Source organism: Stenotrophomonas maltophilia (assembly GCF_023518235.1).
Taxonomy (GTDB): Bacteria; Pseudomonadota; Gammaproteobacteria; order Xanthomonadales; family Xanthomonadaceae; genus Stenotrophomonas.
This window is the reverse complement of the sequence record NZ_CP090423.1, coordinates 2,697,598-2,723,290: the sequence shown is the minus strand read 5'-3', so window position 1 is coordinate 2,723,290 and position 25,693 is coordinate 2,697,598. Positions and strand designations below refer to the sequence as shown.

Below are 25,693 nucleotides of genomic sequence, written 5' to 3'. Positions count from 1 at the left end.
GAGCATCCACGCATGGCGGCAGATCGCGGAAATCTGTCGGGGCGGGGTGGTGGGGGCCAGCAGGACCGTTGGCGCCATGGATGGCGCCATCGAGCCCCCATGGACGGGTTTACGGCGTGTCCTGCTGGCCCCCACCACCCCGCCATCCCACGGGAACCCAGCTTTTGCCTGGGCCGTTGCTGTTGTCGTTGCCCTGGCTTCGGCGGGTGCCGGGCGCCGCCCGGCCAAAGCCCTTCCCCCGCTTCCGGTACAATGTCGGGCCCGTTTCCCAACTACGGTTCCCCGGACATGATGGTCCTCGAGGGCGCGCCCGCCCTGTCGCCGTTCCGCCGCGAACGTCTTGAATCCCGCCTGCAGTCCATCGCGCCCTCCCTGCGCATCAGCGGTGCCTGGCACGTCTACTTCGTGCAGACCGAAGGTGCCGCCGCCCCCGACCTGACAACCCTGTGCCGCATCCTCGAGGCTGCGCCGCAGGCGCAGGCCGTGGCCGACGGTGCGGTCAGCCGCATCGTGGTGCCGCGCCTGGGCACGCTGTCGCCGTGGTCGAGCAAGGCCACCGAACTGGTCCGCGGTGCCGGCCAGCCGGTCAGCCGGGTCGAGCGTGGCCTGCGCATCGACGTGCAGGGCTGGCCAGCCGATGCCGCCGCCCAGCAGGCGCTGGTCAAGTCGCTGCACGATCCGATGACGCAGTCGGTGCTGGAAACGGTCGAACAGGGCCAGGCGCTGTTCTCGGCGCCGGCGCGGGGTGAGCTGGAACGCGTGCCGGTGGACCAGCTGGAGGCCGCCAACCAGCGCCTCGGCCTGGCCATGGCCCAGGACGAGATCGACTACCTGCGCGAACGCTTCACCGCGCTGGGTCGCTCGCCGTCGGATGTGGAACTGATGATGTTCGCGCAGGCCAACTCCGAGCACTGCCGGCACAAGATCTTCAACGCCAGCTGGACCATCGACGGCCAGGAACAGGACCGTTCGCTGTTCCGGATGATCAAGAACACCCACCAGCAGACACCGCAGCACACGCTCAGCGCGTACAGCGACAATGCGGCGGTGATCGAAGGCCATCCGGCCTCGCGCTATCGCCCGGACCCGGCCAGTGGCGAATACCGCCGCGAGCCGCAGGTGCCCAGCGCGTTCCAGATCAAGGTGGAAACGCACAACCACCCGACCGCGATCGCGCCGTTCCCGGGCGCCTCGACCGGTGCCGGTGGCGAGATCCGCGACGAAGGCGCGACTGGCCGCGGTGGCAAGCCCAAGGCCGGCCTGACCGGCTTCTCGGTCTCGCACCTGCGCATTCCCGAACTGCCGCAGCCGTGGGAAGCGCCGCGTGCGCTGAACCCGCGCATGGCGCCGGCGCTGGAAATCATGACCGACGGCCCGCTCGGCGGCGCCGCGTTCAACAACGAGTTCGGCCGCCCGAACCTGCTCGGCTACTTCCGCAGCTTCGAGCTGCCCGAAGGCGCCGATCTGGTCCGCGCCTACGACAAGCCGATCATGCTGGCCGGTGGCCTCGGCGCCATCGATCGCATCCAGGTCGACAAGATCCAGCTGCAGGCCGGTGATGCGGTCATCGTGCTCGGTGGCCCGGCGATGCTGATCGGCCTCGGCGGCGGTGCCGCCAGTTCGGTGGCCTCCGGCGAAAGCGCCGAGGACCTGGACTTCGCCAGCGTGCAGCGCGACAACCCGGAGATGGAACGTCGCTGCCAGGAGGTCATCGACCGCTGCGTGGCGATGGGGGCCAACAACCCGATCAAGTTCTTCCACGACGTCGGCGCCGGTGGCCTGTCCAACGCCATCCCCGAACTGCTGCACGATTCGAGCGTGGGCGGTGTCATCGACCTGGGCAAGGTGCCCACCGATGATCCGTCGCTGTCGCCGATGCAGCTGTGGTGCAACGAATCGCAGGAACGCTACGTGCTGGGCGTGGCCCAGGAACGCCTGGCCGAGTTCGCCGCGCTGTGCGCGCGCGAGCGCTGCCCGTTCGCTGCGGTCGGCGTGGCCACCGCCGAGGAACACCTGGTGGTGGCCTACGGCGCCGTGCCCGGCCACACCCCGGCCGACGCGCCGATCGACCTGCCGATGGACGTGCTGTTCGGCAAGCCGCCGAAGATGCACCGCGACACCGCGCACCCGCCGGCCCCGCGCTGGCCGGCGCTGAAGACCGGCGGCCTGGATCTGCACGAAGCGGGCCTGCGTGTGCTGGCGCACCCGACGGTGGCCTCGAAGAACTTCCTGGTCACCATCGGTGACCGCAGCGTCGGCGGCTTGACCGCACGCGAACAGATGGTCGGCCCGTGGCAGCTGCCGGTAGCCGACGTGGCAATCACCGTGGCCGACTTCGACGGCGTGGCCGGCGAAGCCATGTCGATCGGCGAGCGCACCCCGCTGGCCCTGCTCGATGCCGCTGCATCGGCGCGCATGGCGGTGGGCGAAGCACTGACCAACCTGTGCGCGGCGCCGGTGGATGCGTTGGATGAGATCAAGTTGTCGGCGAACTGGATGGCCGCGGCCGGCCACCCGGGCGAAGACGCGCTGCTGTACGACGCGGTGAAGGCGGTGGGCATGGAGCTGTGCCCGCAGCTGGACATCAGCATCCCGGTGGGCAAGGACTCGCTGTCGATGCAGGCGCAGTGGCACGACCAGGGCGAGGCGCACAAGAGCGTGTCGCCGGTGTCGCTGGTGATCTCGGCGTTCGCGCCGGTGCTCGACGTGCGCCAGCAGCTGACCCCGCTGCTCGACCGTGACGTGGACAGCGAGCTGTGGCTGATCGGCCTCGGCGCCGGCAAGCAGCGCCTGGGCGGTTCGATCCTGGCCCAGGTGCATGCCGATCACGGTGACCTGCCGGCGTTCGCCGGTGCCGCGCCGGACCTGGACGATCCGCAGCGCCTGCGTGCCTTCTTCGAACTGATCCGCGATGCGCGCCAGTCCGGCCTGCTGCTGGCCTACCACGACCGCAGCGATGGCGGTGCCTTCGCCGCGCTGTGCGAGATGGCCTTCACCTCGCGCATGGGCCTGGACATCACCCTCGATGCCTGGGGCGATGATCCGTTCCGCAGCCTGTTCAATGAAGAGCTGGGTGCAGTGGTGCAGATCGCACGCGAAGACCGTGCCGCCTTCGCCGACCTGGTCGAGCGCCATGCACTGACCGAATGCGCACAGCGCATTGCCAGGCCGACCACTGCACCGGTGGTGCGCGTGTCGCTGGCCGGCGAGAACCTGGCCGAGTGGCGCTGGGACGCGCTGTTCGATGCCTGGTGGTCGGTCACCCACGCCATGCAGAAGCGCCGCGACAACCCGGAAAACGCCGATGCCGAACGGGAGGTCGCGCGCGCCTTCAATGCGCCCGGCCTGAAGCCCAAGCTCAGCTTCGACATCAATGAAGATGTCGCCGCGCCGTTCATCAACACCGGTGCGCGCCCGCGTGTGGCGGTGCTGCGCGAGCAGGGCGTGAATGGCCAGATCGAAATGGCCAACATCTTCGAACGTGCCGGCTTCCGCGCCTTCGACGTGCACATGAGCGACCTGATCGAAGGCCGCGTGGCCCTGCAGGACTTCACCGGCCTGGTTGCCTGCGGTGGCTTCAGCTACGGCGATGTGCTCGGTGCCGGCCGCGGCTGGGCCACCTCGATCCTGGAACGCAGCACGCTGCGTGACGCCTTCGCCGCGTTCTTTGCGCGTGAGGACAGCTTCGCGCTGGGCGTGTGCAACGGCTGCCAGATGATGAGCCAGCTCAAGGGCATCATCCCCGGTGCCGAGCACTGGCCGCAGTTCCGTCGCAACGCCAGCGAGCAGTTCGAAGCGCGTACCGCACTGCTGGAAGTGGTGGAATCGCCCTCGATCCTGCTGCGTGGCATGGCCGGTTCGCGCCTGCCGGTGGCGGTGGCGCATGGCGAAGGCCAGGCCGTGTTCGACAACGCGGTCGACCAGGCCACGGCGCGTGTCGCGCTGCGCTACATCGATGGCCACGGCAACGTGGCCAGCCAGTACCCGCTGAACCCGAACGGTTCACCGGACGGCATCACCGGCCTGACCAGCACCGACGGCCGCGTCACCATCATGATGCCGCACCCGGAACGCACCCCGCGCGCGCTCAACCTGAGCTGGGCACCGGCCGAGTGGCAGGGCGATTCGCCGTGGATGCGCATGTTCCGCAACGCACGGGTCTGGTGCGGCTGATCGCGCAACCGACAATGCCTGTGCGTATGGGAAACCCGCCGGACTTCCGGCGGGTTTTTCTTTGCCATCAGGAAAATGCTGACGCGGCCATCAGTTACATGCGTTTTCATGCGTCGGATAATCATCACGTACGCCTAACAAAATACTTTTATAAACAGGTGAAACAGTGAACTACTTCACGGCAATAGGATTTGCCATGTCAAAGTCTTGACGTTTTTCGAAGTTGCCGTTAACACTTGAACCCCGTTTCAGAACCATTCATTCCGCAGTAACCGTCTGGCGCACGCGCTCGGTTTCTTTCGCTGCGCGCCGTTCGGCAATACCCCGTAGTAAATCACGCGAATAAACGCCCCCAGGGGACGTTGGGCCAGAAGGCCCGGCGGTGGCGTTGCTTTGCCCAAAACCAGTCCACTCAGGAGCCGTACCGATGAATCGGATTTATCGCAAGGTCTGGAACAAAGCATTGGGTCAGTTGGTGGTGGCCTCGGAATTGGCCTCCTCCGACAGCAGCGGAGGTGTTGTCGACCAACGCGCCGCGACGACGCAGGCAACACCTGCCCTGCTGGCCGTTGCCCTGGGCCTCGTACTGGGAGTGGGCATGGCCGGCACTGCGGCGGCGCAGTCGGTGCAGATCGGTGGCAGTGCCACCTGCGTGGCGTTCAGCGGCAAGCTGCTGGAAAAGTGCCTGATCGAGGGCAGCGCCAGCGCCAAGGGCAGCAACGCGGTGGCCATCGGCGCCGGTACCAGCGCCAGCGCGGCCAACAGCGTGGCGTTGGGCGCCGGCTCCAAGGCCACCCGTGCCAACACCGTGTCCGTCGGCGATGCCGGCAAGGAACGGCAGGTCACCCACGTCGCGGCAGGCACGCAGGCCACCGACGCCGTGAACAAGGCGCAGCTGGACGCGCAGGCGCGGGCCACCCAGGCCGCGCTGGCCGATGTCGCCGCCGATGGCAACCGCTATTTCAAGGCCGATGGCGCCGGTGATGACAGCGACGCGGCGAAGATCGAAGGGCAGGGCGCCCTGGCCGCGGGCGCCGGCGCGCAGTCGCTGGCCAATGCCACCACCGCCATCGGCACCCAGGCCATTGCCGCCGGCATTGGCGCCAGCGCATTCGGCCAGGGCGCATTGGCGCTGGGTGATGCCAGCGTGGTGGTGGGGCAGAGCGCGGCCGCGTTCGGTCTGGGTGACACCGCGGTGGGTGCCAGTGCCACCGCCGCCAGCGAGAATGGCGCAGCCACCGCGCTGGGCGCGTTGTCCGAGGCGACCGCCGATGGCGCAACCGCCGTCGGTGGCGGTGCCGTGGCCATGGGCCCGGGCAGCACGGCACTGGGTCGTGGCGCCACGGCCGCCAACGAAGCCTCGATTGCGGTCGGCGCGTTCAGCACGGCTGTGGGCGAATACAGCACCGCGCTGGGTTCCAATTCGGCGGCGGTGGCCACCGGCAGCGTGGCGCTGGGCGCCGGCTCGCTGGCCGATCGCGTCGATACCGTCTCGGTCGGCGCTGTCGATTACGGCCTGACCCGGCAGATCACCAGCGTCGCTGCCGGTACCGAAGACACCGACGCGGTCAACGTTGGTCAGTTGAAGGATGTCGCTGCAGTGGCTGACGCGACCGCCAAGCGTTTCCAGGCGACCGGCAGCAGCAACAGTGATGCCGGCGCGCTGGCTGAAGGCGATGACGCGCTCGCGGCCGGCGAAGCCGCCAACGCCATCGGCAACGGCGCTACCGCCGTGGGTGCCGGTGCAACGGCGGTTGCGCAGAACGCCACGGCGGTGGGCACCAACGCACTGGCGTCGGGCCAGAACAGTGCCGCGTTCGGCAACAACGCACAGGCCAACGGTCCGGGCAGCGTCGCGGTGGGCGGCGCTGCGGTGGATGCCAACGGCAACCCGCTGATCACCAGCGGCGGCGTGCCGGTGGAAACCGGGGCGACCAGTGCCGGGGTCGGCGGCACCGCAGTGGGTGCCAGTGCCGAGGCCGGTGGGTTTGCTGCCTCCTCATACGGTGTCGGCGCCTACGCCGCCGGCGCGCAGGCCTCCGCGTTCGGTGCGGTGGCCAATGCCATCGGTGATTACTCCACCGCGCTGGGTACGCAGAGCAATGCCACTGGCACCAGCAGTGTGGCCATCGGCGGCCCGGCCGATCTGATTCCGGGCCTGGGCTTCTTCGTGCAGACCCAGGCCAGTGGCGAAGCCGCCACGGCGGTCGGCGCCGGTGCCATCGCCAGTGGCAACTACGCCGTGGCCAACGGCAGCCTGACCGAAGCATCCGGTGCCGAGTCGGTGGCCGTGGGCTACTTCGCCTATGCGCCCGGCGAAAACTCCAGCGCGCTCGGTGCACAGACCTGGGCCAGTGGCGCGCAGAGTACCGCGGTGGGCTACTACGCCACGGCACGCGGCGCCAACAGTGTCGCACTGGGTGCCAATTCCGAAGCCGTGCGCGCCAACAGCGTGGCCGTGGGCAGCGCGGGCAACGAGCGGCAGATCACCAGCGTGGCCGCTGGCAGTGAAGCCACCGATGCGGTGAACAAGGCGCAGCTGGATGCGGTGGCCGCGACCGCCGACAGCACCGCCCGCTTCTTCCAGGCCCAGCCGGAAACCGGCAGCGATGCCGGGGCCTTTGCCGAAGGCGAGGGTGCGGTGGCGGCCGGTTCGGCCAGCAACGCCATCGGTGCCGGCGCGGTGGCACAGGGCGCCGGCGCCTCGGCGCTGGGCGATGACAGCGTGGCCCTGGGCCGCAACACCAGTGCTACCGGCGCTGGCGGGGTGGCCATTGGTGGCCTTGGCCAGGCTTACGACGCGTTCAACCAGCCGCTGCTCGATGACCAGGGCAACCCGGTGCGCGTGGGCACCACGGCTGCCGCCGATGCTACGGCGGTGGGCAACGCCGCACAGGCCACCGGCGCAACCAGCAATGCGTTCGGCAGCGCCGCCAAGGCCAGCGGCGACAACAGCCTGGCGGCCGGCGGCAAATCACGCGCCACCGGCAGCTACGCCGTCGCGCTCGGCGACAGCGCGTTCGCCAGCAGCGATGACAGCACCGCCGTAGGCGGCTACAGCTGGGCCACGGCCAGTGGCGCCAGCGCGTTCGGTGCCGGTGCGTGGGCCACGGCCACCAACGCATCCGCGTTCGGCAACGCGGCCTGGGCCAGTGGCAACGGCGCCACCTCGATCGGCTACAACAGCTGGGCCAACGGCAGCAGTGCCACCGCTGTCGGCCGTGGTGCGTTCGGCTATGGCGACAACAGTGTCGCGCTGGGCTTCCAGGCGCTTGGCAACAGCATCAACAGCATTGCCATCGGCGCCAACACGGTGGCCGGCGGAGAGAGTGCCATCGCGGTCGGTGCCGGCAGCAACGCCAGCGGCAACAACGCGGTCGCACTGGGCGCCGGCTCCGTGGCCAGCCGTGACCGCAGCGTGGCGGTGGGCAGCGCAGGCAACGAGCGACAGATCACCAGCGTGGCCGCCGGTACCCAGGCCACCGATGCGGTGAACAAGTCGCAGCTCGATGCGGTAGCTGCCAGTGCGGCCAACACCAGCAAGTACTTCCAGGCCAGCGGCAGCGACGACAGCGACGCCGGTGCCCACGTGGAAGGCGACAACGCGCTGGCTGCGGGTGAAGCGGCCACGGCCATCGGCAATGGTGCGACCGCGCTCGGCAGCGGCGCCAACGCGCTGGCCAGCAATGCGCAGGCCATCGGCTTCAATGCATTGGCCACGGCCGCCAATGCCAGCGCCATCGGCGCCAACGCACAGGCCACCGGCGAGTACGCCACCGCCCACGGTGCCGAGAGCGAAGCCAGCGGTGAACAGAGCGCAGCCTTTGGTGCGGCCGCGGTGGCCAGCGGTGCCGGCAGCACCGCTAGCGGTGTGCTGTCTGAAGCCAGTGGCGAGGAAGCCGTCGCGGTGGGCTACTTCAGCAACGCCAGTGGCGAAGCGGCGACCGCCGTGGGCAGCGAAAGCGTGGCCAGCGGCACGGCCTCGGCGGCGTTCGGTATCGGCGCCGAAGCCACCGGCGGTTACAGCACTGCCATCGGCGGCTATGCGCAGGCTTCGGCATTCAACGCAACCGCCTTCGGCAACTTCGCCAACGCATCCGGTTCCAACAGCGTGGCGCTTGGCGGCGATTCGGAAGCATCCGGCGCCTACAGCACCGCCACCGGCCAGGGCAGCCTGGCGTCGGGCACCAATGCGGTGGCCGTGGGTGGTTCGCTGTTTGGGCTGCTGGCCACTGAAGCATCCGGCGACTACTCCACTGCCGTGGGTGGCGGTGCCTATGCGCCCGGCATCAACAGCACCGCGCTGGGCAATGCGGCCGAATCGCGTGGTGCCAACAGCGTGGCGCTGGGCGCCGACTCGATTGCCGACCGCGACAACACGGTCTCGGTGGGCGGCGGCGGCAACACCCGTCAGGTCACCAACGTGGCCGCGGGCACCCAGGGCACCGATGCGGTGAACAAGGACCAGCTGGACGCGGTCGCCGCCGAGGGCGCAACCACCCGCAAGTACTTCCAGGCCAGTGGCAGCGCCGACAGCGATGCCGGTGCCTATGTGGAAGGTGACAGCGCGCTGGCTGCCGGTGAAGCGGCCAACGCCATCGGCAACGGCGCCACGGCGCTGGGTGGTGGTGCCACCGCTGTTGCAGCCAACGCCACCGCAATCGGCTTCAACAGCCTGGCCACCGGCACCAACGCAGCGGCCGTAGGCAACAACGCGCAGGCCAGCGGCGATGACAGTGCCGCACTGGGCAGCGGTGCCGCGGCCAGCGGCATCAGTGCCACGGCCACCGGCGCTGCGGCGCAGGCCAGTGGCGTGTACAGCACGGCCAACGGTGCAGAGTCCATCGCCAGCGGTGCGCAGTCGCTGGCCAGCGGCTTCCGCGCGGCGGCGTCGGCTGACGGCACCACGGCCGTGGGCGGTTACAGCGAAGCCAGCGGCCGCCTCGGCACCGCACTGGGCTACGGCTCGGCGGCGACCGGCGCCAACACCACCGCCGTCGGCTTCGGTGCCGCCGCTGCGGGGACCGGTGCGGTGGCCGTCGGCCAGTCCAGCGAAGCCAGCGGTGAGGAGAGTGTCGCCATCGGCGGCAGCACCTTCTTCGGCCTGATTCCGTCGCGCGCCAGCGGCACCGGTGCTGCGGCGTTCGGTGCCGGTGCGTGGGCCACCGAGGATTACGCCACGGCAATCGGCTGGAATTCGTGGGCCGATGGCGCCGATTCGACCGCCCTGGGCGCCAGCGCTACTGCCACTGGCCTCAACAGCGTCGCACTCGGCGCCGGCTCCAAGGCCGAGCGTGACAACAGCGTGGCCGTTGGCAGTGCTGGCAGCGAGCGCCAGGTCACCCATGTCGCCGCCGGTACCGAAGGCACCGACGCGGTGAACAAGAACCAGCTCGACGCGGTGGCCGCCACGGCGGACAAGACCAGCCGCTACTTCCAGGCCAGTGGCAGCGCCGACAGCGATGCCGGCGCCTATGTGGAAGGTGACAGCGCGCTGGCTGCCGGTGAAGCGGCCAACGCCATCGGCAACGGCGCCACGGCGCTGGGTGGTGGTGCCACCGCTGTTGCAGCCAACGCCACCGCAATCGGCTTCAACAGCCTGGCCACCGGCACCAACGCAGCGGCCGTAGGCAACAACGCGCAGGCCAGCGGCGATGACAGTGCCGCACTGGGCAGCGGTGCCGCGGCCAGCGGCATCAGTGCCACGGCCACCGGCGCTGCGGCGCAGGCCAGTGGCGTGTACAGCACGGCCAACGGTGCAGAGTCCATCGCCAGCGGTGCGCAGTCGCTGGCCAGCGGCTTCCGCGCGGCGGCGTCGGCTGACGGCACCACGGCCGTGGGCGGTTACAGCGAAGCCAGCGGCCGCCTCGGCACCGCACTGGGCTACGGCTCGGCGGCGACCGGCGCCAACACCACCGCCGTCGGCTTCGGTGCCGCCGCTGCGGGGACCGGTGCGGTGGCCGTCGGCCAGTCCAGCGAAGCCAGTGGTGCGGAGAGTGTCGCCATCGGCGGCAGCACCTTCTTCGGCCTGATTCCGTCGCGCGCCAGTGGCACCGGTGCTGCGGCGTTCGGTGCCGGTGCGTGGGCCACCGAGGATTACGCCACGGCAATCGGCTGGAATTCGTGGGCCGATGGCGCCGATTCGACCGCCCTGGGCGCCAGCGCTACTGCCACTGGCCTCAACAGCGTCGCACTCGGTGCCGGCTCCAAGGCCGAGCGTGACAACAGCGTGGCCGTCGGCAGTGCCGGCAGCGAGCGCCAGGTCACCCATGTCGCTGCCGGTACCGAAGGCACCGACGCGGTGAACAAGAACCAGCTCGACGCGGTGGCCGCCACGGCGGACAAGACCAGCCGCTACTTCCAGGCCAGTGGCAGCGCCGACAGCGATGCCGGTGCCTATGTGGAAGGTGACAGCGCGCTGGCTGCCGGTGAAGCGGCCAACGCCATCGGCAACGGCGCCACGGCGCTGGGTGGTGGTGCCACTGCCGTCGCGGCCAACGCCACGGCGGTGGGCTTCAATGCGCTGGCCACGGGGGCCAACGGCGCTGCACTGGGCAACGCGGCGCAGGCCAGTGGTGTGGACAGCCTGGCGCTGGGCAGTGGCGCGGTGGCCAGTGAACTTGGCGCCAGTGCCACTGGCGCCGGTGCACAGGCCAGCGGTGCCTACAGCACCGCCAGCGGTTCGCAGGCCGTCGCCAGTGGCACGCAGTCGCAGGCAAACGGTTTCCGTGCCAGCGCCACGGCCGATGGTGCCGCCGCGCTGGGCGGCTACACCGAAGCCAGCGGCCGCCTGGGCACGGCGGTCGGTTACAGCGCCAAGGCGACGGCGGCCGGTGCCACGGCGGTCGGTTTCGGCGCCACTGCCAGCGCCGCCGGCAGCACCGCGCTGGGCGCGTCCTCGGTGGCCGACCGTGCCAACACCGTATCGGTGGGCAGTGCCGGTGCCGAGCGGCAGATCACCCGCGTCGCGGCCGGTACCCAGGCCAACGATGCGGTGAACCGCGCCCAGCTCGACGCGGTGGCCTCCACCGCAGACGCCACCAGCCGCCACTTCCGCGCCAGTGGCAGCGGTACCGCGACCGCCAGTGGCAGCGATGCCATCGCCGTGGGCTCGGCCGCCACCGCCAGTGGCAACCGCAGCAACGCACTGGGCAGCAACGCCAGCGCCATCGGCAACGCGACCCTGGCACTGGGCGCCAACACCGCTGTGACCGGCAGCAACGCGGTCGCTCTCGGTGCCGGCTCCCGCGCCGTGGAGGCCAACGTGGTCTCGGTCGGTGGTGGCAACGGCACCGATGGCCCGGCGACGCGCCGCATCGTCAATGTGGCCGACGGTCGCATTGCCGCCGGCAGCAGCGATGCGGTCACCGGTTCGCAGCTCAACGTGACCAACCAGCGCGTGGGTGCGGTGGAAACCCGCGTCGGCGACTTCGATTCGCGCATCGCCACGGTTGAAACCACTGCCGCCAGTGCAGTCGGCTACGACGACGCCAGCCGCGATCGCCTGACCCTGGGGGGGATCCAGGGCACCACCCTGGACAACGTCGGTGCAGGCAGCATCGCTTCCGGCAGCCGTCAGGCCATCAACGGCGGGCAGTTGTTCCAGTCGCTCAGCGATGCCGCCAGCTTCCTGGGCGGCGGTGCCAGCGTTGGCCTTCAGGGCGTGTTCGTTGCGCCGAACTATGTGATCCAGGGCTCCACCTACAACAACGTCGGTGATGCGCTGGGCGCACTGGATCGCAAGGTCAGCGAGATCGACCGCCGCACCGCCAGTGGCAGCCGTTCCGGTGCATCCAGCCTGCGCTCCATGTCCGCCTCGCTCGATGCTGAACCGTCCAGCGCCGCGCTGGGCCTGGCCGGTGAGGATGCGAGCGTGGCCGACACCGCGCCTGCCGCCAGCACGGCCCGCGTGCAGGGCACCCCGACCGCCGCCAGTGCGGGCACTGCGCAGCCTGTCCTGGCCAGCGGTGGCGGGCTCAATGCGGTCGCGATGGGTGAAGGTGCCGTCGCCAGCGGCGCCTCGTCCACCGCGCTGGGGCAGGGCGCCAGTGCAACGGCGGCCAACGCCGTGGCACTGGGCCAGGGCTCGGTGGCTGACCGTGCCAACACGGTCTCGGTCGGCAGCGAGGGCAACGAGCGCCAGGTCACCAACGTTGCAGCCGGTACCACGGCCACCGATGCGGTCAACAAGGGCCAGCTGGATCGTGGCATCACCACCGCCAACAGCTATACCGACAGCCGCGTGCAGGCCGTGTCCGACAGCTTCGACGTGTTCAAGGGCGAAGTGGATGGACGCCTGCGCCACATGGACCGTCGCATTGATCGCCAGGGTGCGATGAGTGCCGCGATGCTCAACATGGCCACCAGTGCCGCCGGCATCCGTACCCAGAACCGGGTCGGCGTCGGCATCGGTTTCCAGGGCGGCGAGTCGGCGATGTCGCTGGGCTACCAGCGCGCGATCAGTGATCGCGCCACGGTCACCATCGGCGGCGCCTTCAGCAGTGATGACAGCTCGGTCGGCGTGGGTGCCGGCTTCGGCTGGTAAGTGTGTAGCCGCGTGCCGATGGTTCTGCCATCGGCACGCCATGCAGTGAGCGCCAAAGGGGCGTGGCACGGCAACCCTGGTGGGCCAGCCAGGGCAGTCGCAGGGAGTGATGGCCGTAGTGAGCTCCGTCCGTGCAATGGACGGAGAAGGAAAGCTCAACCATGACCTTGAAGAGGATTTCGAACGTGACCAACAAGCAGACCTTTCGCATCAATGTGCTGGCTGCCGCCGTGCTGTCTCTGACGGTGGGCGTCGGTGCCGCGCACGCGGCAACCCCGGGCGTGGCCAAGGAGCCGTCGCGTCTGGCCAGCGCTGCCCAGCAGAGCGTGGACGGCGTCATCGTCAAGTACCGCAGCGGCACCGCCGCCGCCAGTGACCGCTCGGCCAAGCTGTCGGTGGTCCAGTCGGCGCTTTCGCGCGCCATCGTCAGCGGCGGCAACACCAGCCGTGCCACTGCGCTGGCCCCGCAGGTGGAACGCAGGCTGGGCACCGGCGCCGATCTGGTGCGGTTGAAGTCCAGGCTCGGCAATGCCGACATGCAGAAGGTGCTGGCCGAACTGAACGCCGATCCTTCGGTGCAGTACGCGGTGGCCAACGTACGCCTGCAGCGCTCGGACCTGCGCGCGGCGAACGCCCAGCCCGCACTGGTTCCCAATGATCCGGACTACCAGCGCCTGCAGTGGAACTTCCACAACGCCACCGGTGGCGTGAATGCGCCGGCGGCATGGGACGTATCGCAGGGCGAGGGCATCGTGGTGGCCGTGCTCGACACCGGCATCATTCCCAATGTCCCGGACTTCGGCACGAACCTGCTGGAAGGGTACGACTTCATCAGCGACAAGGAATCCTCGCGTCGGCCGACCGATGGCCGTGCACCGGGCGCCACCGATTATGGTGACTGGGTGGAGAATGCCAACGAGTGCTACACCGGCTCGCTGCCCGATGACAGCTCCTGGCACGGCACGCACGTGGCCGGCACCATCGCCGAAGTGGCCAACAACGGGTCGGCCGTGGCGGGTCTGGCGTACAAGGCCAAGGTTCTACCGGTGCGCGTGCTGGGCAAGTGCGGTGGCACCCTGGCCGACATCAGCGATGCCATCACCTGGGCATCGGGCGGCACCGTGCAGGGCGTCCCGGCCAATGCCAATCCGGCCGAGATCATCAACATGAGCCTGGGCGGTGGCGGTGCGTGCGATCCGGCCTACCAGGATGCGATCAACGGCGCGGTCTCGCGTGGCACGCTGGTGGTGGTGGCGGCCGGCAATGAAACCGACAACGCCGCCAACTACCGTCCGTCCAGCTGCGCCAATGTGGTGGCGGTGGGCGCGACCCGTGTGACCGGTGGCATCACCTACTACTCCAATTACGGCACGGTGGTCGATCTGGCCGCGCCGGGCGGTGGTGGCAGCGTGGATGGCAACCCGAACGGGTACATCTGGCAGATCGGTACCGACGCCACCCAGGGCCCCACCGGTGGCCAGTGGATCTATATGGGCAAGGGCGGCACCTCGATGTCCTCGCCGCATGTGGCGGCCGTGGCCGCGATGGTGCAGAGCGCGCTGATCGCCAAGGGCAAGGAGCCGCTGGCGCCGGCCGCGCTGGAAACCCTGCTCAAGCAGTCCGCGCGTCGCTTCCCGGTCACCATTCCGGCGGCGACGCCGATCGGCAGCGGCATTGTCGATGCCAAGGCCGCACTGGACGCCGCGCTGAAGGAGCCGTGCACCGAGAACTGCGAACCGGAAGGCATCCCGCTGACCAACAAGGTGACCGTGGGTGGCCTGGCCGGTGCGGCCGCCAGCGAAACCGTGTACACCTTCGAAGCGGCAGCGGGCAAGGCGCTGAGCGTGCTGACCTACGGCGGCAGCGGCAACGTGTCGGTGTACCTGGCCCAGGGCCGCGTGCCGACCGCCACCGACAACGATGCCAAGTCCACCCGCCCGGGCAATACCGAAACCGTGCGCGTGGCCAAGACCGTGGCCGGCACCTATTACATCAAGGTGGTGGGTGAGGCGGCCTACAGCGGGGTGAGCATCCTGGCGACCCAGTAATTCCGGGACGTCGCAGATGAACACGCGAAGCCCGTCACCCAGGTGACGGGCTTCGTGTTTTTTGCGAAAGGCCTGCCGGGGAGGGCGGAATCCACTGCCGAACTGCTAAAGTCGGAGCGATTGACAGGAGAGTCATGTGAACGCGCTCGCTGCTACCGTAACCGACGACGCCGAAGGCCGCATCCTGGATGCGCTGCTGGCGCGTGGACGGCTCAAGGAAGCTGACCTGGCGCGCGCGCGGCCGCTGCACGCCGAAGCCGGCGGCAGCCTGCTCGGGCTGCTGGTGCGGTTGGGCCTGGTGTCCGAACGCGACCAGGCGCAGGCCAGCGCCGACGTGCTGGGCCTGCCGCTGCTGGAGGGCCGGCAACTGCCCGAAGCGCCTCCGCAGGCGCTGGCCGATGGGCTTCCGCTGTCGCTGCGTTTCCTCAAGCAGTTCCATGTGTGCCCGCTGGACATCAATGAACAGGGCATGCGGCTATGGCTGGCCGATGCCCACGACCCCTACCCGCAGCAGGCCGTGCAGCTGGCGCTGGGCGTGCCGGTCACCCCGGTGCTGGGCATGCGCGCGGAAATCGACGATCTGGTGGAACGCTGGTTCGGTCAAGGGCGCAGCGCGATGGGGGCGATCGTCGAGACCGCCGACGGCGAGGGTGGTGCGGTCGACGATATCGAACACCTGCGCGACCTCGCCTCCGAAGCGCCGGTGATCCGCCTGGTCAACCTGGTGATCCAGCGTGCGGTGGAACTGCGCGCTTCTGACATCCACGTCGAGCCGTTCGAAAGCCGCCTGAAGGTGCGCTACCGCGTCGACGGCGTGCTGGTGGAGGGTGAAAGCCCGCCGGCCAACCTCACCGCTGCGGTGATCAGCCGCATCAAGATCATGGCCCGCCTCAACATCGCCGAGCGTCGCCTGCCGCAGGACGGCCGCATCATGCTGCGCGTGCAGGGCAAGGAGCTGGACCTGCGCGTGAGCACGGTACCGACCGCGCATGGCGAAAGCGTGGTGATGCGACTGCTCGACCGCGAAACGGTGGTGTTCGATTTCCACCGGCTGGGTTTCACCGATGCGTTCCTGCCGCAGTTCCGCAAGGTGCTGGAGCAGCCGCACGGCATCCTGCTGGTGACCGGCCCGACCGGTTCGGGCAAGACCACCACGCTGTACACCGCGCTGAGCCAGCTCAACACCGCCGACGTCAAGATCATCACGGTCGAGGATCCGGTCGAGTACCAGATCGAAGGCATCAACCAGATCCAGGCCAAGCCGCAGATCGGCCTGGATTTCGCCAACGCCCTGCGTAGCATCGTGCGCCAGGACCCGGACATCATCATGATCGGCGAAATGCGCGACCTGGAAACCGCGCGCATCGCCATCCAGTCGGCGCTGACCGGCCATCTGGTGCTGTCCACCCTGCACACCAACAATGCGGCCGGCGGCATCACCCGCCTGCTCGACATGGGCGTGGAGGATTACCTGCTCACCTCCACCATCAACGGCATCCTGGCCCAGCGCCTGGTGCGCCGGCTGGAGCCGACCCACGCCGAACGCTACGAAGCCTCGCCGGAGGAGATCGAGCGTTTCGAGCTGCGCCGCCTGCAGCCGCAGGGGCCCATCCATCTGTACCGTCCCGTGCCGTCGGCGCTGGCGCCGACCGGTTACCTCGGCCGCACCACCATCATGGAATTCCTGGTGATGAACGATGCGCTGCGGCGGGCGGTGATGCGCCGCGATGGCATGGGCGAAATCGAACGTATCGCCCGGGAAGCGGGCATGCGCACCATGTACGAGGATGGCCTGGCCAAGGCACTCAGTGGGCAGACGACCCTTGAGGAAGTGCTGCGCGTCACCGAGGAAAGCTGATGCGCGCAGGATTCCGGGGCTGACATGCCGAACTACCGTTACAAGGCGCTCAATCCGCACGGCGAGATCTTCGACGGGCAGATGGAGGCCGCCAGCGAGGCTGAGCTGGTGGCGCGGCTGCAGGACCAGGGCCATCTGCCGATGGAGACGCAGCTGGCCGACGGCGGCGCCCTGGGTGGCAGCAGCTGGCGCAACCTGCTGCGCCAGCGCCCGTTGCAGGGGCCGGCACTGCTGCAGTTCACCCAGCAGCTGGCAACCCTGCTCGGCGCCGGCCAGCCGTTGGATCGCGCGCTGTCGATCCTGCTCGGCCTGCCGGAGGACGAACGCTCGCGGCGCGCGATCACCGACATCCGCGACGTGGTGCGCGGTGGCGCGCCGCTGTCGACCGCGCTGGAACGCCAGCATGGCCTGTTCTCGCGCCTGTACGTGAACATGGTGCGCGCCGGTGAAGCCGGTGGCAGCCTGCACGAGACGCTGCAGCGCCTGGCCGACTACCTCGAGCGCAGCCGTGCGCTGCAGGGCAAGGTGATCAACGCGCTGGTCTATCCGGCCATCCTGCTGGTGGTGGTGGGCGGTGCACTGCTGTTCCTGCTCGGCTACGTGGTGCCGCAGTTCGCGCAGATGTACGAGAGCCTGGACGTGGCGCTGCCCTGGTTCACCAACGCGGTGTTGCAGCTGGGCCTGTTCGTGCGCGATTGGTGGATCGTGCTGCTGGTGGTGCCGGCGGTGCTGGCGCTGTTGTTCGAGCGCAAGCTGCGGCAGCCGGCATTCCGCCTGGCGCTGGATGGCTGGCTGCTGCAACGGCGCGGCATCGGCCGCCTGATGGGCGAACTGGAAACCGCGCGGCTGGCGCGCACGCTCGGCACCCTGCTGCGCAACGGCGTCCCGCTGCTGGGCGCGCTGGGCATCGCCCGCAACGTGCTCGGCAACCGTGCGCTGGCCGCCGACGTGGAAACGGCCGCAGACGAAGTGAAGAACGGCGCCGGGTTGTCGCTGGCGCTGTCACGCGGCAAGCGTTTTCCGCGCCTGGCGCTGCAGATGATCCAGGTAGGCGAGGAGTCCGGCGCCCTCGACACGATGTTGCTGAAGGCGGCCGACACCTTCGAACAGGACAGCGCCCGCCGTATTGATCGCCTGCTGGCGGCCATGGTGCCGGCGATCACCCTGGTGCTGGCCTCGGTGGTCGGCGCGGTGATCGTCGCCGTGCTGGTGCCGCTGTACGACCTGACCAATGCCATCGGTTGACGATGGAATGCCCCGCAACCCCGATACCCGCAACAGAAAGGACCGTCCATGATTGCTTCCCGTCGACCGATCCGCCTTTCCTTCACCGCTGCACGCCACCAGTCGGGCATGAGCCTGCTGGAAATCATCATCGTCATCGTGCTGATCGGCGCGGTGCTGACCCTGGTCGCCAGCCGCGTGCTGGGCGGCGCTGACCGCGGCAAGGCCAACATCGCCAAGGCGCAGGTGCAGACCGTGGCCTCCAAGATCGACAACTACCAGATCGATACCGGCAAGCTGCCGGGTTCGCTCAATGATCTGGTGACCGCACCGGCCGGCGTCGGCGGCTGGCTGGGCCCGTATGCCAAGCCGGCCGATCTGAACGATCCCTGGGGTCACGCGCTGGAGTACCGCGCACCGGGCGAAGGCCAGCCCTATGAGCTGGTCAGCCTGGGCAAGGACGGCAAGACCGGCGGCAGCAGTGTCGACGCCGATATCCGCTACCAACCGTAAGCCTGCATGAGCGCTTTCCTGCCGCGCCGGCTGCCCCGCCCGCGCCTGCATGGCAGGCGCGCAGGGGGGCTGTCGCTGCTGGAAATGCTGCTGGTGATCGCCTTGATCGCGGCGATCGGCCTGATCACCGCGGCCGGTCTGTCACGGGGCTTTTCCGGCATGCAGCTGCGCAGTGCCGGCAAGGACATCGCCAACCAGCTGCGCATGGTGCGCGCGCAGGCCATCGCCCGCGGCGAACCGCAGCGCTTTGTGATCGAACCGGCGCGGCGGCGCTGGGAAGGTGCCAACCAGCGTCAGGGTGACGTCCCGGCGCAGCTGCAGGTGCAGTTCGAAGGCGCCGCACAGCTGGCCACCGCGCCGGGCCAGGGCGTGATCGAGTTCCATCCCGATGGCGGTTCCAGCGGTGGCCGCATCCGCCTGCAACGCGACGGCGCCGAATGGCGCATCGATGTCGGCTGGCTTACCGGTGAGGTCCGATCGGGCCCATGGCGGACCCCATGAAGCGGCGCGCACGCGGCTTCACGCTGCTGGAAGTGATCATCGCCTTCGCCCTGCTCGGCCTGGCGTTGACCCTGCTGCTGGGCAGCCTGTCCGGTGGCGCCAGGCAGGTGCGCGAGGCCGAGCTGCGCACGCGCGCGGTGCTGCATGCGCAGTCACTGCTGGCCGAAGCCGGTGTTGCCGCACCGTTGCAGGCGGGTCGCCAGCAGGGCGAATGGGAGCAGGGCCGCTACCACTGGGAGCTGCAGGTGCAGCCGTGGGTGGAGCCGCGCGCGGGCAACGCCGCGCAGGCACAGGCGCAGTCGCCCGGCACGCCATGGCTGGCCGAACTGCAGCTGCAGGTGCGCTGGGGCGAAAGCGAGCGCGAGCAGTTGCGCTGGCGCAGCCTTCGCCTGCTGCCGCCAGACCTGGAGAGCGCGCGATGAAGCAACGCGCCGCCGGCTTTACCCTGGTCGAAGTGATGCTGGCCACCGTGCTGCTGGCCGGTGGCCTGGCCCTGGCCTTCGCCAGCGTGCGCTCGGCGATGGCCGTCAGCCAGCGCGGCGAACAGATCGCCGCCGACAGCGAACGCATGCGCGCGGTGCAGGCGCTGCTGCGGCGGCAACTGGCTGGTGCGCTGCGCACGCCGCTGGAAGTCCCTGATCCCACCCGCGAGCCGATCTTCTTCCAGGGCGAGGAACAGCGCATGCAGTTCGCTGCCGACCTGCCGGGCTATCTCGGTCGTGGCGGCCCCTATCTGCATGCGCTGCAGGTCGATGGCCGCCCGGGTCACCGCCGCCTGCTGCTGGACCTGGTGCTGCTGCAGGAAGGCGAGCGCATCGCCGAGACGCCGCCGCGCCCACCGGAGCTGCTGGTGGACGAGCTGAAGTCGGTGCAGCTGCGCTATCGCGGCATCGACGCCGGTACCGGCCAGCTGACCGAGTGGCTGCCGCGCTGGGACGATACCCGGCGGCTGCCGATGCTGGTGGAGATCCAGATCGTGCCGGCCCGTGGCGCGCCCTGGCCCGCACTGGTGGTGGCGCCGCGCGTGGGCGGCAGCGGGGGCCCGCGATGAGCCGTTCACGCGGCGCGGCACTGGTACTGGTGCTGTGGCTGATTGCGCTGATGACTGCGCTGGTGGGCGCGTTCGCACTGAGCGCACGGGTCGAACACCTGCAGCAGCGCGTGCTCGATGACGGCGCGCGCGGCCAGGAGCGCGTGCGTGCCGGGCTGGAGTACGCGCTGACGCGCCTGTCCGCCGATCCGCAGCGGGCACCCTGGCGCGCCGATGGCCGCCTCTATCGCTGGCAGTTCGACGACGCCACCATCGAGATCAAGGTGCTGGACGAGAACGGCAAGATCAACCTGAATCTGGCCGATGTGGCCCTGCTGACAGCTTTCCTCAAGGCGCTGGGCGAGGACGACGGCGCGGCCCGGCAGTTGGCTGGCGCCATCGTCGACTGGCGTGACGAGGACAGTCTGGTGCAGGCCGGTGGCGGTGCCGAAGCGCCCGACTATGCTGCAGCAGGGCTGCCCTATGGCCCGCGCAACAAGCGTTTCGAGACCCTGGGTGAGCTGCAGCGGGTGCTGGGCATGCGCGGACCGTTGTATCGGGCGATGCTGCCGCATGTGACGCTGTACAGCCGTCAGGCGCGGCCCGATCCGCAGTTCGCCGGTGCGCCGGTATTGACTGCGCTGGGCCTGGATGCGGAGCAGGCGTTGGCGCAGCGCGCGCAACAGGAGCGTGAAGCCGGTGGCGAAGCGGGTGCGACAACGCTTGCCAGCGCCAGCGGCACCTATAGTATCGAGTGCCGTGTCACCGACGGCAGTGGACGCCGGTCGGTGTTGCAGGCAGTGGTACGCAATGGCTCGGGCGGGGTTCCCGGGCAGACCTACACAGTGCTTCGCTGGGAGCAGGGAATGGCAGCAAGATGACAGCTTGGCAGGACAGTCTGCGGCAGGTGCAGGGCCGGATCGGCCCGGGCACGGGCCGTTTCCTGCGTTGGTGGCGGCACGGGTTGCTGGCCTGGGTGCCGGTGCGTTGGCAGTGGGCGCTGGGCTGGGGCCAGGCACGGCTGCTGTTGCTGCGTGACGGCGATCACCTGCAGGTCTGGCGTGAAGCCGGCGAGCGCCGCGAAGACGTGGTGCGCCTGCCGTGGCCGCTGTCGCCGCAGGCGCTGGACCGGGTGCTTGAACCGCGCCTGCGCGGCCTGCCGCGGGTGTGGTTGTTGCCGGCCACGGACGTCCTGCGGCGCACCCTGCGCCTGCCGGGCGCGGCCGCCGACCGCCTGCGGGCCGTGGTCGGCTTCGAGATCGACCGGCAGACGCCCTTCGAGTCTTCCCAGGTCAGTTTTGACGTACGCGAACTCGGTTTGGCCGGTGAAGGCCAGCTGCAGGTGGAGCTGGTCGCCTGGCCGTTGCGCCAGTTGGACGCCTGGCGCGCCAGCGTGGGCGAGTGGGCCGATGCGCTGGCCGGGGTCGATGCCATCGACGCGCAGGGCAGGGCGTTGCAGGTGAACCTGCTGCCCCCGGCGCAGCGCCAGCGGCGACCGGACCCGATGCGGCGCTGGAACGTGCTGCTCACCGTGGCGGCCCTGCTGATGCTGGTGCTGGCGGCCCTGCAGCTGCTGGACAACCGCCGCGCCGCCGCCGATGAACTGCGTGCGCAGGTCGAGCGCAGCGCGCGCAGTGCGCGTGGCGTGGCCAGCGAGCGGGCGCAGCTGCAGGCCCTGGTCGAGGGCGCGGCGTTCCTGGAGAAGCAGCGCAACCAGCGTGCAGGCACGGTCGAAATCTGGAACGAACTGACCCGGCGCCTGCCCGAAGGCACCTACCTGGAAAAACTGGCCATCGAAAGCAACAACCTGCAGCTGATCGGCCTCAGCCGCGAAGCCTCGCAGCTGGTGCAGCTGCTGCAGGACGCGCCGCAGTGGCGCAAGGTCAACCTGACCGGGGTGCTGCAGGCCGATGGCGCCGCCAGTGGCCGCGACCGCTTCACCATGACCGCCGAGCTGCAGCCGCTGGCCGCCGCCCGCACCGAGGAGGCGGCCGATGCTGATGCCAAACGCACGCCGTGACCGCTGGCTGGCGCTGGCCCTGCTGCTGGCCGTGCTGGGCCTGGCCTACCTGCTGCTGGTGCATCCGTGGTTCACCCAGCCGCTGCGTGAGATCGATGCCGATGTCGCGTCGTTGCGCGAACGCGAAGCGCGTGTGCAGGCGCAGCTGCAGCAGCAGCCGCAGATCGAACAGCGCCTGCGTGCCACCCGCGAGGCCCTGCTGCAGCGTCCCGGCTTCCTGCGCGAGGCCACCGCCGAAGCCGCCGCGGCTGCGCTGGGTGCCAAGCTGCAGGATGCGGTGGCGATGGCCAGCCCAGGCAACCGCAGCTGCACCATCAGCAACCGTACGCCGTTGACCGACAACCGGCGTGATGCCGAGTTCGTCCGCGTTGCCATGCAGGTGCGGCTGCGCTGTGGCGTGGCCGAACTGGCCACGGTCCTGCACAGCCTGGAAACCGGCAGCCCACGCCTGTTCGTGGACAACCTCAACCTCATCGCACAGCGTTTCCAGCAATCACCGAACGAATCGGGGTTGGGCCTGGACGTGTCCTTCGAACTGGCCGGTTATCTGTTGCCCGGTGCTGCCGGCGAAGGTGCCGCACCGGCACCGGCCACCGAAGCCGCGCCGACGCCACCGGCCGAGGCCCCCGCGCCCGCACCGCTGCCGCCGCCCGATGCACAGGAGGTGGCCGATGAAGCGTGAGCAGATCAGCCTGCGTACCGGTTTCCTGCTGGCCCTGGCCGGCTGGGCCGGTGCCGTCTGGTTGGCCACCCTGTTCGGGCTGGGTAGCCGTCTGCCGCAGGCCGGCGGCGATGCCGACGCGGCGCCGCCGCTGCCCACCCTGGCGCCCCTGGCCGCCGAACGCATGGCCAGTGCCGACAGCTACAGTGCCATCGCAGCGCGCCCGCTGTTTGCCGAAGACCGCCGCCCTCGTCCGTACCTGCTGGGCGGCAGCGAGCCGGCGGCCAGCGCCGCGCTGCGCCTGACCGGCGTGCTGCTCAGCGGCGAATTCGGCATGGCTACCTTCAGTACCGAGCAGAACCGTTCGCTGCGCCTGCGCCTGAACGGAGAGGCGGTGGACGGTTGGCAGCTGGTGGCCCTGCAGCCCCGCCAGGCAACGGTGATCGGGCCCGGAGGCAACCAGGTGCTGGAACTGGCCGTGTTCAATGGCCAGGGCGGCGAGCCGCCGACCGTGCTGCGTGGCGCCAACGGGGTTCCCCCTGCGGCCAGCGGTGCCGTGCCGTCGCCGGTTCCGCCACCGCCGCCGGCAGCGGCCGCACCTCCGGCGCAGACGGCACAACGCCCGGCCACGGCCACCGCGGCAACCCCGGCCGCACAGACACCTCCCGCCGACACCAACGGCCCCAGCGAAGCGCAGATGCAGGCCATCCGCGAACGCATCCAGGCCCGTCGCCGCCAGCTGCAGCAACAACAGCAGCAACAACCGTCGCCGCCCCCGGGCGATGGCACCAACCGATAGAGTGAATGCATGAACCTGCGTTTTCTTCCCTGGTCCTTTGCCCTTGCGCTGCTGGTCGGCTGCAGTACGGTGTCCGCGCCGCACGTGCAGCGCAACGGCAACCTGTCGCCCAGCGCCGCTGCCGGGCAGGCGGCCGATGTCGCCGCCGATGCCGCCCGTGAGACCCAGGGCGCGCCGCAGGCGGTGATCCGCCGCGGCACCGGCACCATGATCAACCGCGAAGCCGCGCGCGCACCGGCGCCGGCGCTGCACGGGGCCAGCACCGGCGAGGCCACGTTCAACTTCGAAGGCGAATCGCTGCACGCGGTGGTCAAGGCGATCCTGGGTGACATGCTGGGCCAGAACTACGTGATCGCCCCGGGTGTGCAGGGCACGGTCACCCTGGCCACGCCCAAGCCGGTGTCGCCGGCGCAGGCGCTGAACCTGCTGGAGATGGTGCTGGGCTGGAACAACGCGCGCATGGTCTACAGCGGCGGTCGCTACAACATCGTTGCCGCCGACCAGGCATTGGCCGGTACGGTGGCGCCCAGCACGGCGCCCGCCGCCAGCGCACGCGGCTTCGAGGTGCGGGTGATCCCGCTGCAGTTCATCTCGGCCACCGAAATGAAGAAGGTGCTCGAGCCGTACGCGCGGCCCAACGCCATCGTCAACGTCGACAGCGGCCGCAACGTGATCACCCTGGGCGGCACCCGTGCCGAGCTGGAAAACTACATGCGCACCGTCGAGATCTTCGACGTCGATTGGCTGTCGGGCATGTCGGTGGGGGTGTTCCCGATCCAGTCGGGCAAGGCCGAGCAGGTTGCCGCCGACCTTGAGAAGGTGTTCGGTGAGGAGAGCAAGACGCCCAGCGCCGGCATGTTCCGTTTCCTGCCGCTGGAAAACGCCAATGCCGTGCTGGTGATCACCCCGCAGGTGCGGTACCTGGACCAGATCCAGCAATGGCTGGACCGGATCGATACCGCAGGTGGCAGTGCGCGCCTGTTCTCCTATGAACTGCGCTACATCAAGGCCCGCGATCTGGCCGAGCGCCTCAGCGAAGCCTTCGCCAGCAGTGGCAACCGGGGCGGCTCCAGCCCGGCGTCGCTGGCACCGGGTGCGATTCCGTCGCAGCTGGGCGGCGAGAGCGACCGCGGCATGGACAGCAGCAACAGCAGCCTGGGTTCCACCACGGGAGGAACCGGCAGCGGCAGCAGTGGCGGCAGCATGAACCTGCCGCAGCGCCAGTCCGGCAATGTCAGTGTCAGCCTGGAGGTGGAAGGTGACCGTGTCGGCGTGTCGGCGGTGGAGGAAACCAACACGCTGCTGGTGCGTTCGACGCCGCAGGCATGGCGCTCGATCCGCGAAGTGATCGAGAAGCTGGACGTGATGCCGTTGCAGGTGCACATCGAAGCACAGGTGGCCGAAGTCGCGCTGACCGGCGACCTGAAGTATGGCGTGAACTGGTTCTTCGACAACGCCGTAGCCGGGCGCGCGCTGACCGGTGCGCTCAGCGGGCTGACCCTGCCGCCTGCGGCCGCCGGCGCCTGGAACACCTTCGCCGGTGGCGTGACCGGCAACGATGGCGTGGGCTGGGCCTTCACCGGCCACAATGCCGCGGCGGTGGTCAGCGCACTGGACAAGGTCACCGACCTGCGTCTGCTGCAGACCCCTTCGGTGTTCGTGCGCAACAACGCCGAAGCCACGCTCAATGTGGGTGACAAGGTGCCGATCAACACCACCACGGTGAACACCGGTGTGGGCACCAGCACCTACAGTTCGGTGCAGTACATCGATACCGGCGTGATCCTCAAGGTGCGCCCGCGGGTGACCCGCGACGGCACCGTGTTCCTGGACATCGTGCAGGAAGTGAGCAGCGCCTCGGAGATTCCGGAGACCTGCAACCCCAACGAGCGCAACTGCAACCCGCGCATCTCGACCAAGAAGCTGTCCACCGAGGCGGCGGTGCAGAGCGGTGACACCATCATGCTGGCCGGTCTGATCACCGATTCGGCCACCGATGGCAGCAGCGGCATTCCGGGCCTGAGCAAGATTCCGGTGATCGGTGCGCTGTTCGGCCAGAAGACCCGTACCAGCCGTCGTTCGGAGGTGATCGTGCTGCTGACCCCGAGCATCGTCCGCAACGGCCAGGAAGCGCGCAATCTGACTGACGAGTACAGCAAGCGTTTCCGTGCGATGGAACCGCTGAACCAGCCGCGCGCGAAGAAGTAAGGGCGCGCGGCCGGGCGAGGCCCGGCTCTCATGGTAGTGCCGGCCGCTGGCCGGCAACTGCAACAGCGGATTTTCTGGGGGATGGCGGGGCACTGTGGGTTTACGGCGTCCCC

The 25,693-nt window shown here is 69.4% G+C and carries 14 protein-coding genes; all 14 read left to right on the top strand.

The window, feature by feature from the left end:
• Positions 1–288: 288 nt before the first annotated feature.
• A complete protein-coding gene (purL, locus tag LZ605_RS12800) occupies positions 289–4,173 on the top strand; it encodes a phosphoribosylformylglycinamidine synthase (RefSeq protein ID WP_249841974.1) in 3,885 nt (1,294 codons plus the stop codon).
• Between the two features lie 427 nt (positions 4,174–4,600).
• Positions 4,601–12,718: an ESPR-type extended signal peptide-containing protein gene (locus LZ605_RS12795; RefSeq protein WP_249841973.1), complete on the top strand. Its 8,118-nt coding sequence runs from the start codon at positions 4,601–4,603 to the stop codon at positions 12,716–12,718.
• 161 nt (positions 12,719–12,879) lie between these two features.
• Positions 12,880–14,766, top strand: coding sequence for a S8 family peptidase (locus LZ605_RS12790; RefSeq protein ID WP_409460889.1), 1,887 nt, complete (start codon positions 12,880–12,882; stop codon positions 14,764–14,766).
• Positions 14,767–14,902: 136 nt separating this feature from the next.
• Complete coding sequence (gene gspE / locus LZ605_RS12785; protein ID WP_249841972.1) at positions 14,903–16,624, top strand: type II secretion system ATPase GspE; 1,722 nt, start codon at positions 14,903–14,905, stop codon at positions 16,622–16,624.
• A 24-nt stretch (positions 16,625–16,648) separates the two neighbouring features.
• Complete coding sequence (xpsF, locus tag LZ605_RS12780; RefSeq protein ID WP_249841971.1) at positions 16,649–17,869, top strand: type II secretion system protein XpsF; 1,221 nt, start codon at positions 16,649–16,651, stop codon at positions 17,867–17,869.
• A gap of 48 nt (positions 17,870–17,917) precedes the next feature.
• On the top strand, positions 17,918–18,361 hold the full coding sequence (gspG, locus tag LZ605_RS12775) for a type II secretion system major pseudopilin GspG (RefSeq protein ID WP_057498176.1): 444 nt from the start codon (positions 17,918–17,920) through the stop codon (positions 18,359–18,361).
• A gap of 6 nt (positions 18,362–18,367) precedes the next feature.
• Positions 18,368–18,862 carry a type II secretion system protein XpsH gene (xpsH, locus tag LZ605_RS12770; RefSeq protein WP_249841970.1) on the top strand — a complete coding sequence of 165 codons (495 nt, stop codon included), beginning with the start codon at positions 18,368–18,370 and terminating at the stop codon, positions 18,860–18,862.
• Positions 18,859–19,284, top strand: coding sequence for a type II secretion system protein XpsI (gene xpsI / locus LZ605_RS12765; protein ID WP_249841969.1), 426 nt, complete (start codon positions 18,859–18,861; stop codon positions 19,282–19,284). The genes xpsH and xpsI overlap by 4 nt, the downstream gene beginning before the upstream one ends.
• A complete protein-coding gene (locus tag LZ605_RS12760; protein WP_249841968.1) occupies positions 19,281–19,913 on the top strand; it encodes a type II secretion system protein J in 633 nt (210 codons plus the stop codon). Before xpsI ends, LZ605_RS12760 begins: the two co-directional genes overlap by 4 nt.
• On the top strand, positions 19,910–20,773 hold the full coding sequence (locus LZ605_RS12755; RefSeq protein ID WP_249841967.1) for a general secretion pathway protein GspK: 864 nt from the start codon (positions 19,910–19,912) through the stop codon (positions 20,771–20,773). The genes LZ605_RS12760 and LZ605_RS12755 overlap by 4 nt, the downstream gene beginning before the upstream one ends.
• Entirely contained in the window at positions 20,770–21,912 is a 1,143-nt protein-coding gene (locus LZ605_RS12750; RefSeq protein ID WP_249841966.1) for a PilN domain-containing protein, read from the top strand. Before LZ605_RS12755 ends, LZ605_RS12750 begins: the two co-directional genes overlap by 4 nt.
• Positions 21,887–22,594, top strand: a complete 708-nt coding sequence (gene gspM / locus LZ605_RS12745) for a type II secretion system protein GspM (RefSeq protein WP_249841965.1) — start codon at positions 21,887–21,889, stop codon at positions 22,592–22,594. The genes LZ605_RS12750 and gspM overlap by 26 nt, the downstream gene beginning before the upstream one ends.
• Positions 22,584–23,372: a general secretion pathway protein GspN gene (locus tag LZ605_RS12740; RefSeq protein ID WP_249841964.1), complete on the top strand. Its 789-nt coding sequence runs from the start codon at positions 22,584–22,586 to the stop codon at positions 23,370–23,372. Before gspM ends, LZ605_RS12740 begins: the two co-directional genes overlap by 11 nt.
• 9 nt (positions 23,373–23,381) lie before the next feature.
• Positions 23,382–25,580 (top strand): type II secretion system secretin GspD, encoded by a 2,199-nt coding sequence (gene gspD / locus LZ605_RS12735; protein ID WP_249841963.1) that lies wholly within the window; start codon positions 23,382–23,384, stop codon positions 25,578–25,580.
• The last annotated feature ends 113 nt before the right edge of the window (positions 25,581–25,693 follow it).

Bases quoted from the DNA above. Each gene is read 5' to 3' on its own strand.
- LZ605_RS12790 (WP_409460889.1), top strand. From the start codon at position 12,880: ATGACCTTGAAGAGGATTTCGAACGTGACCAACAAGCAGACCTTTCGC.
- gspG (WP_057498176.1), top strand. From the start codon at position 17,918: ATGATTGCTTCCCGTCGACCGATCCGCCTTTCCTTCACCGCTGCACGC.
- xpsF (WP_249841971.1), top strand. From the start codon at position 16,649: ATGCCGAACTACCGTTACAAGGCGCTCAATCCGCACGGCGAGATCTTC.
- LZ605_RS12750 (WP_249841966.1), top strand. From the start codon at position 20,770: ATGACAGCTTGGCAGGACAGTCTGCGGCAGGTGCAGGGCCGGATCGGC.
- gspD (WP_249841963.1), top strand. From the start codon at position 23,382: ATGAACCTGCGTTTTCTTCCCTGGTCCTTTGCCCTTGCGCTGCTGGTC.
- LZ605_RS12740 (WP_249841964.1), top strand. From the start codon at position 22,584: ATGAAGCGTGAGCAGATCAGCCTGCGTACCGGTTTCCTGCTGGCCCTG.
- gspM (WP_249841965.1), top strand. From the start codon at position 21,887: ATGCTGATGCCAAACGCACGCCGTGACCGCTGGCTGGCGCTGGCCCTG.
- LZ605_RS12795 (WP_249841973.1), top strand. From the start codon at position 4,601: ATGAATCGGATTTATCGCAAGGTCTGGAACAAAGCATTGGGTCAGTTG.
- xpsI (WP_249841969.1), top strand. From the start codon at position 18,859: ATGAAGCGGCGCGCACGCGGCTTCACGCTGCTGGAAGTGATCATCGCC.
- LZ605_RS12755 (WP_249841967.1), top strand. From the start codon at position 19,910: ATGAGCCGTTCACGCGGCGCGGCACTGGTACTGGTGCTGTGGCTGATT.
- LZ605_RS12760 (WP_249841968.1), top strand. From the start codon at position 19,281: ATGAAGCAACGCGCCGCCGGCTTTACCCTGGTCGAAGTGATGCTGGCC.
- purL (WP_249841974.1), top strand. From the start codon at position 289: ATGATGGTCCTCGAGGGCGCGCCCGCCCTGTCGCCGTTCCGCCGCGAA.
- xpsH (WP_249841970.1), top strand. From the start codon at position 18,368: ATGAGCGCTTTCCTGCCGCGCCGGCTGCCCCGCCCGCGCCTGCATGGC.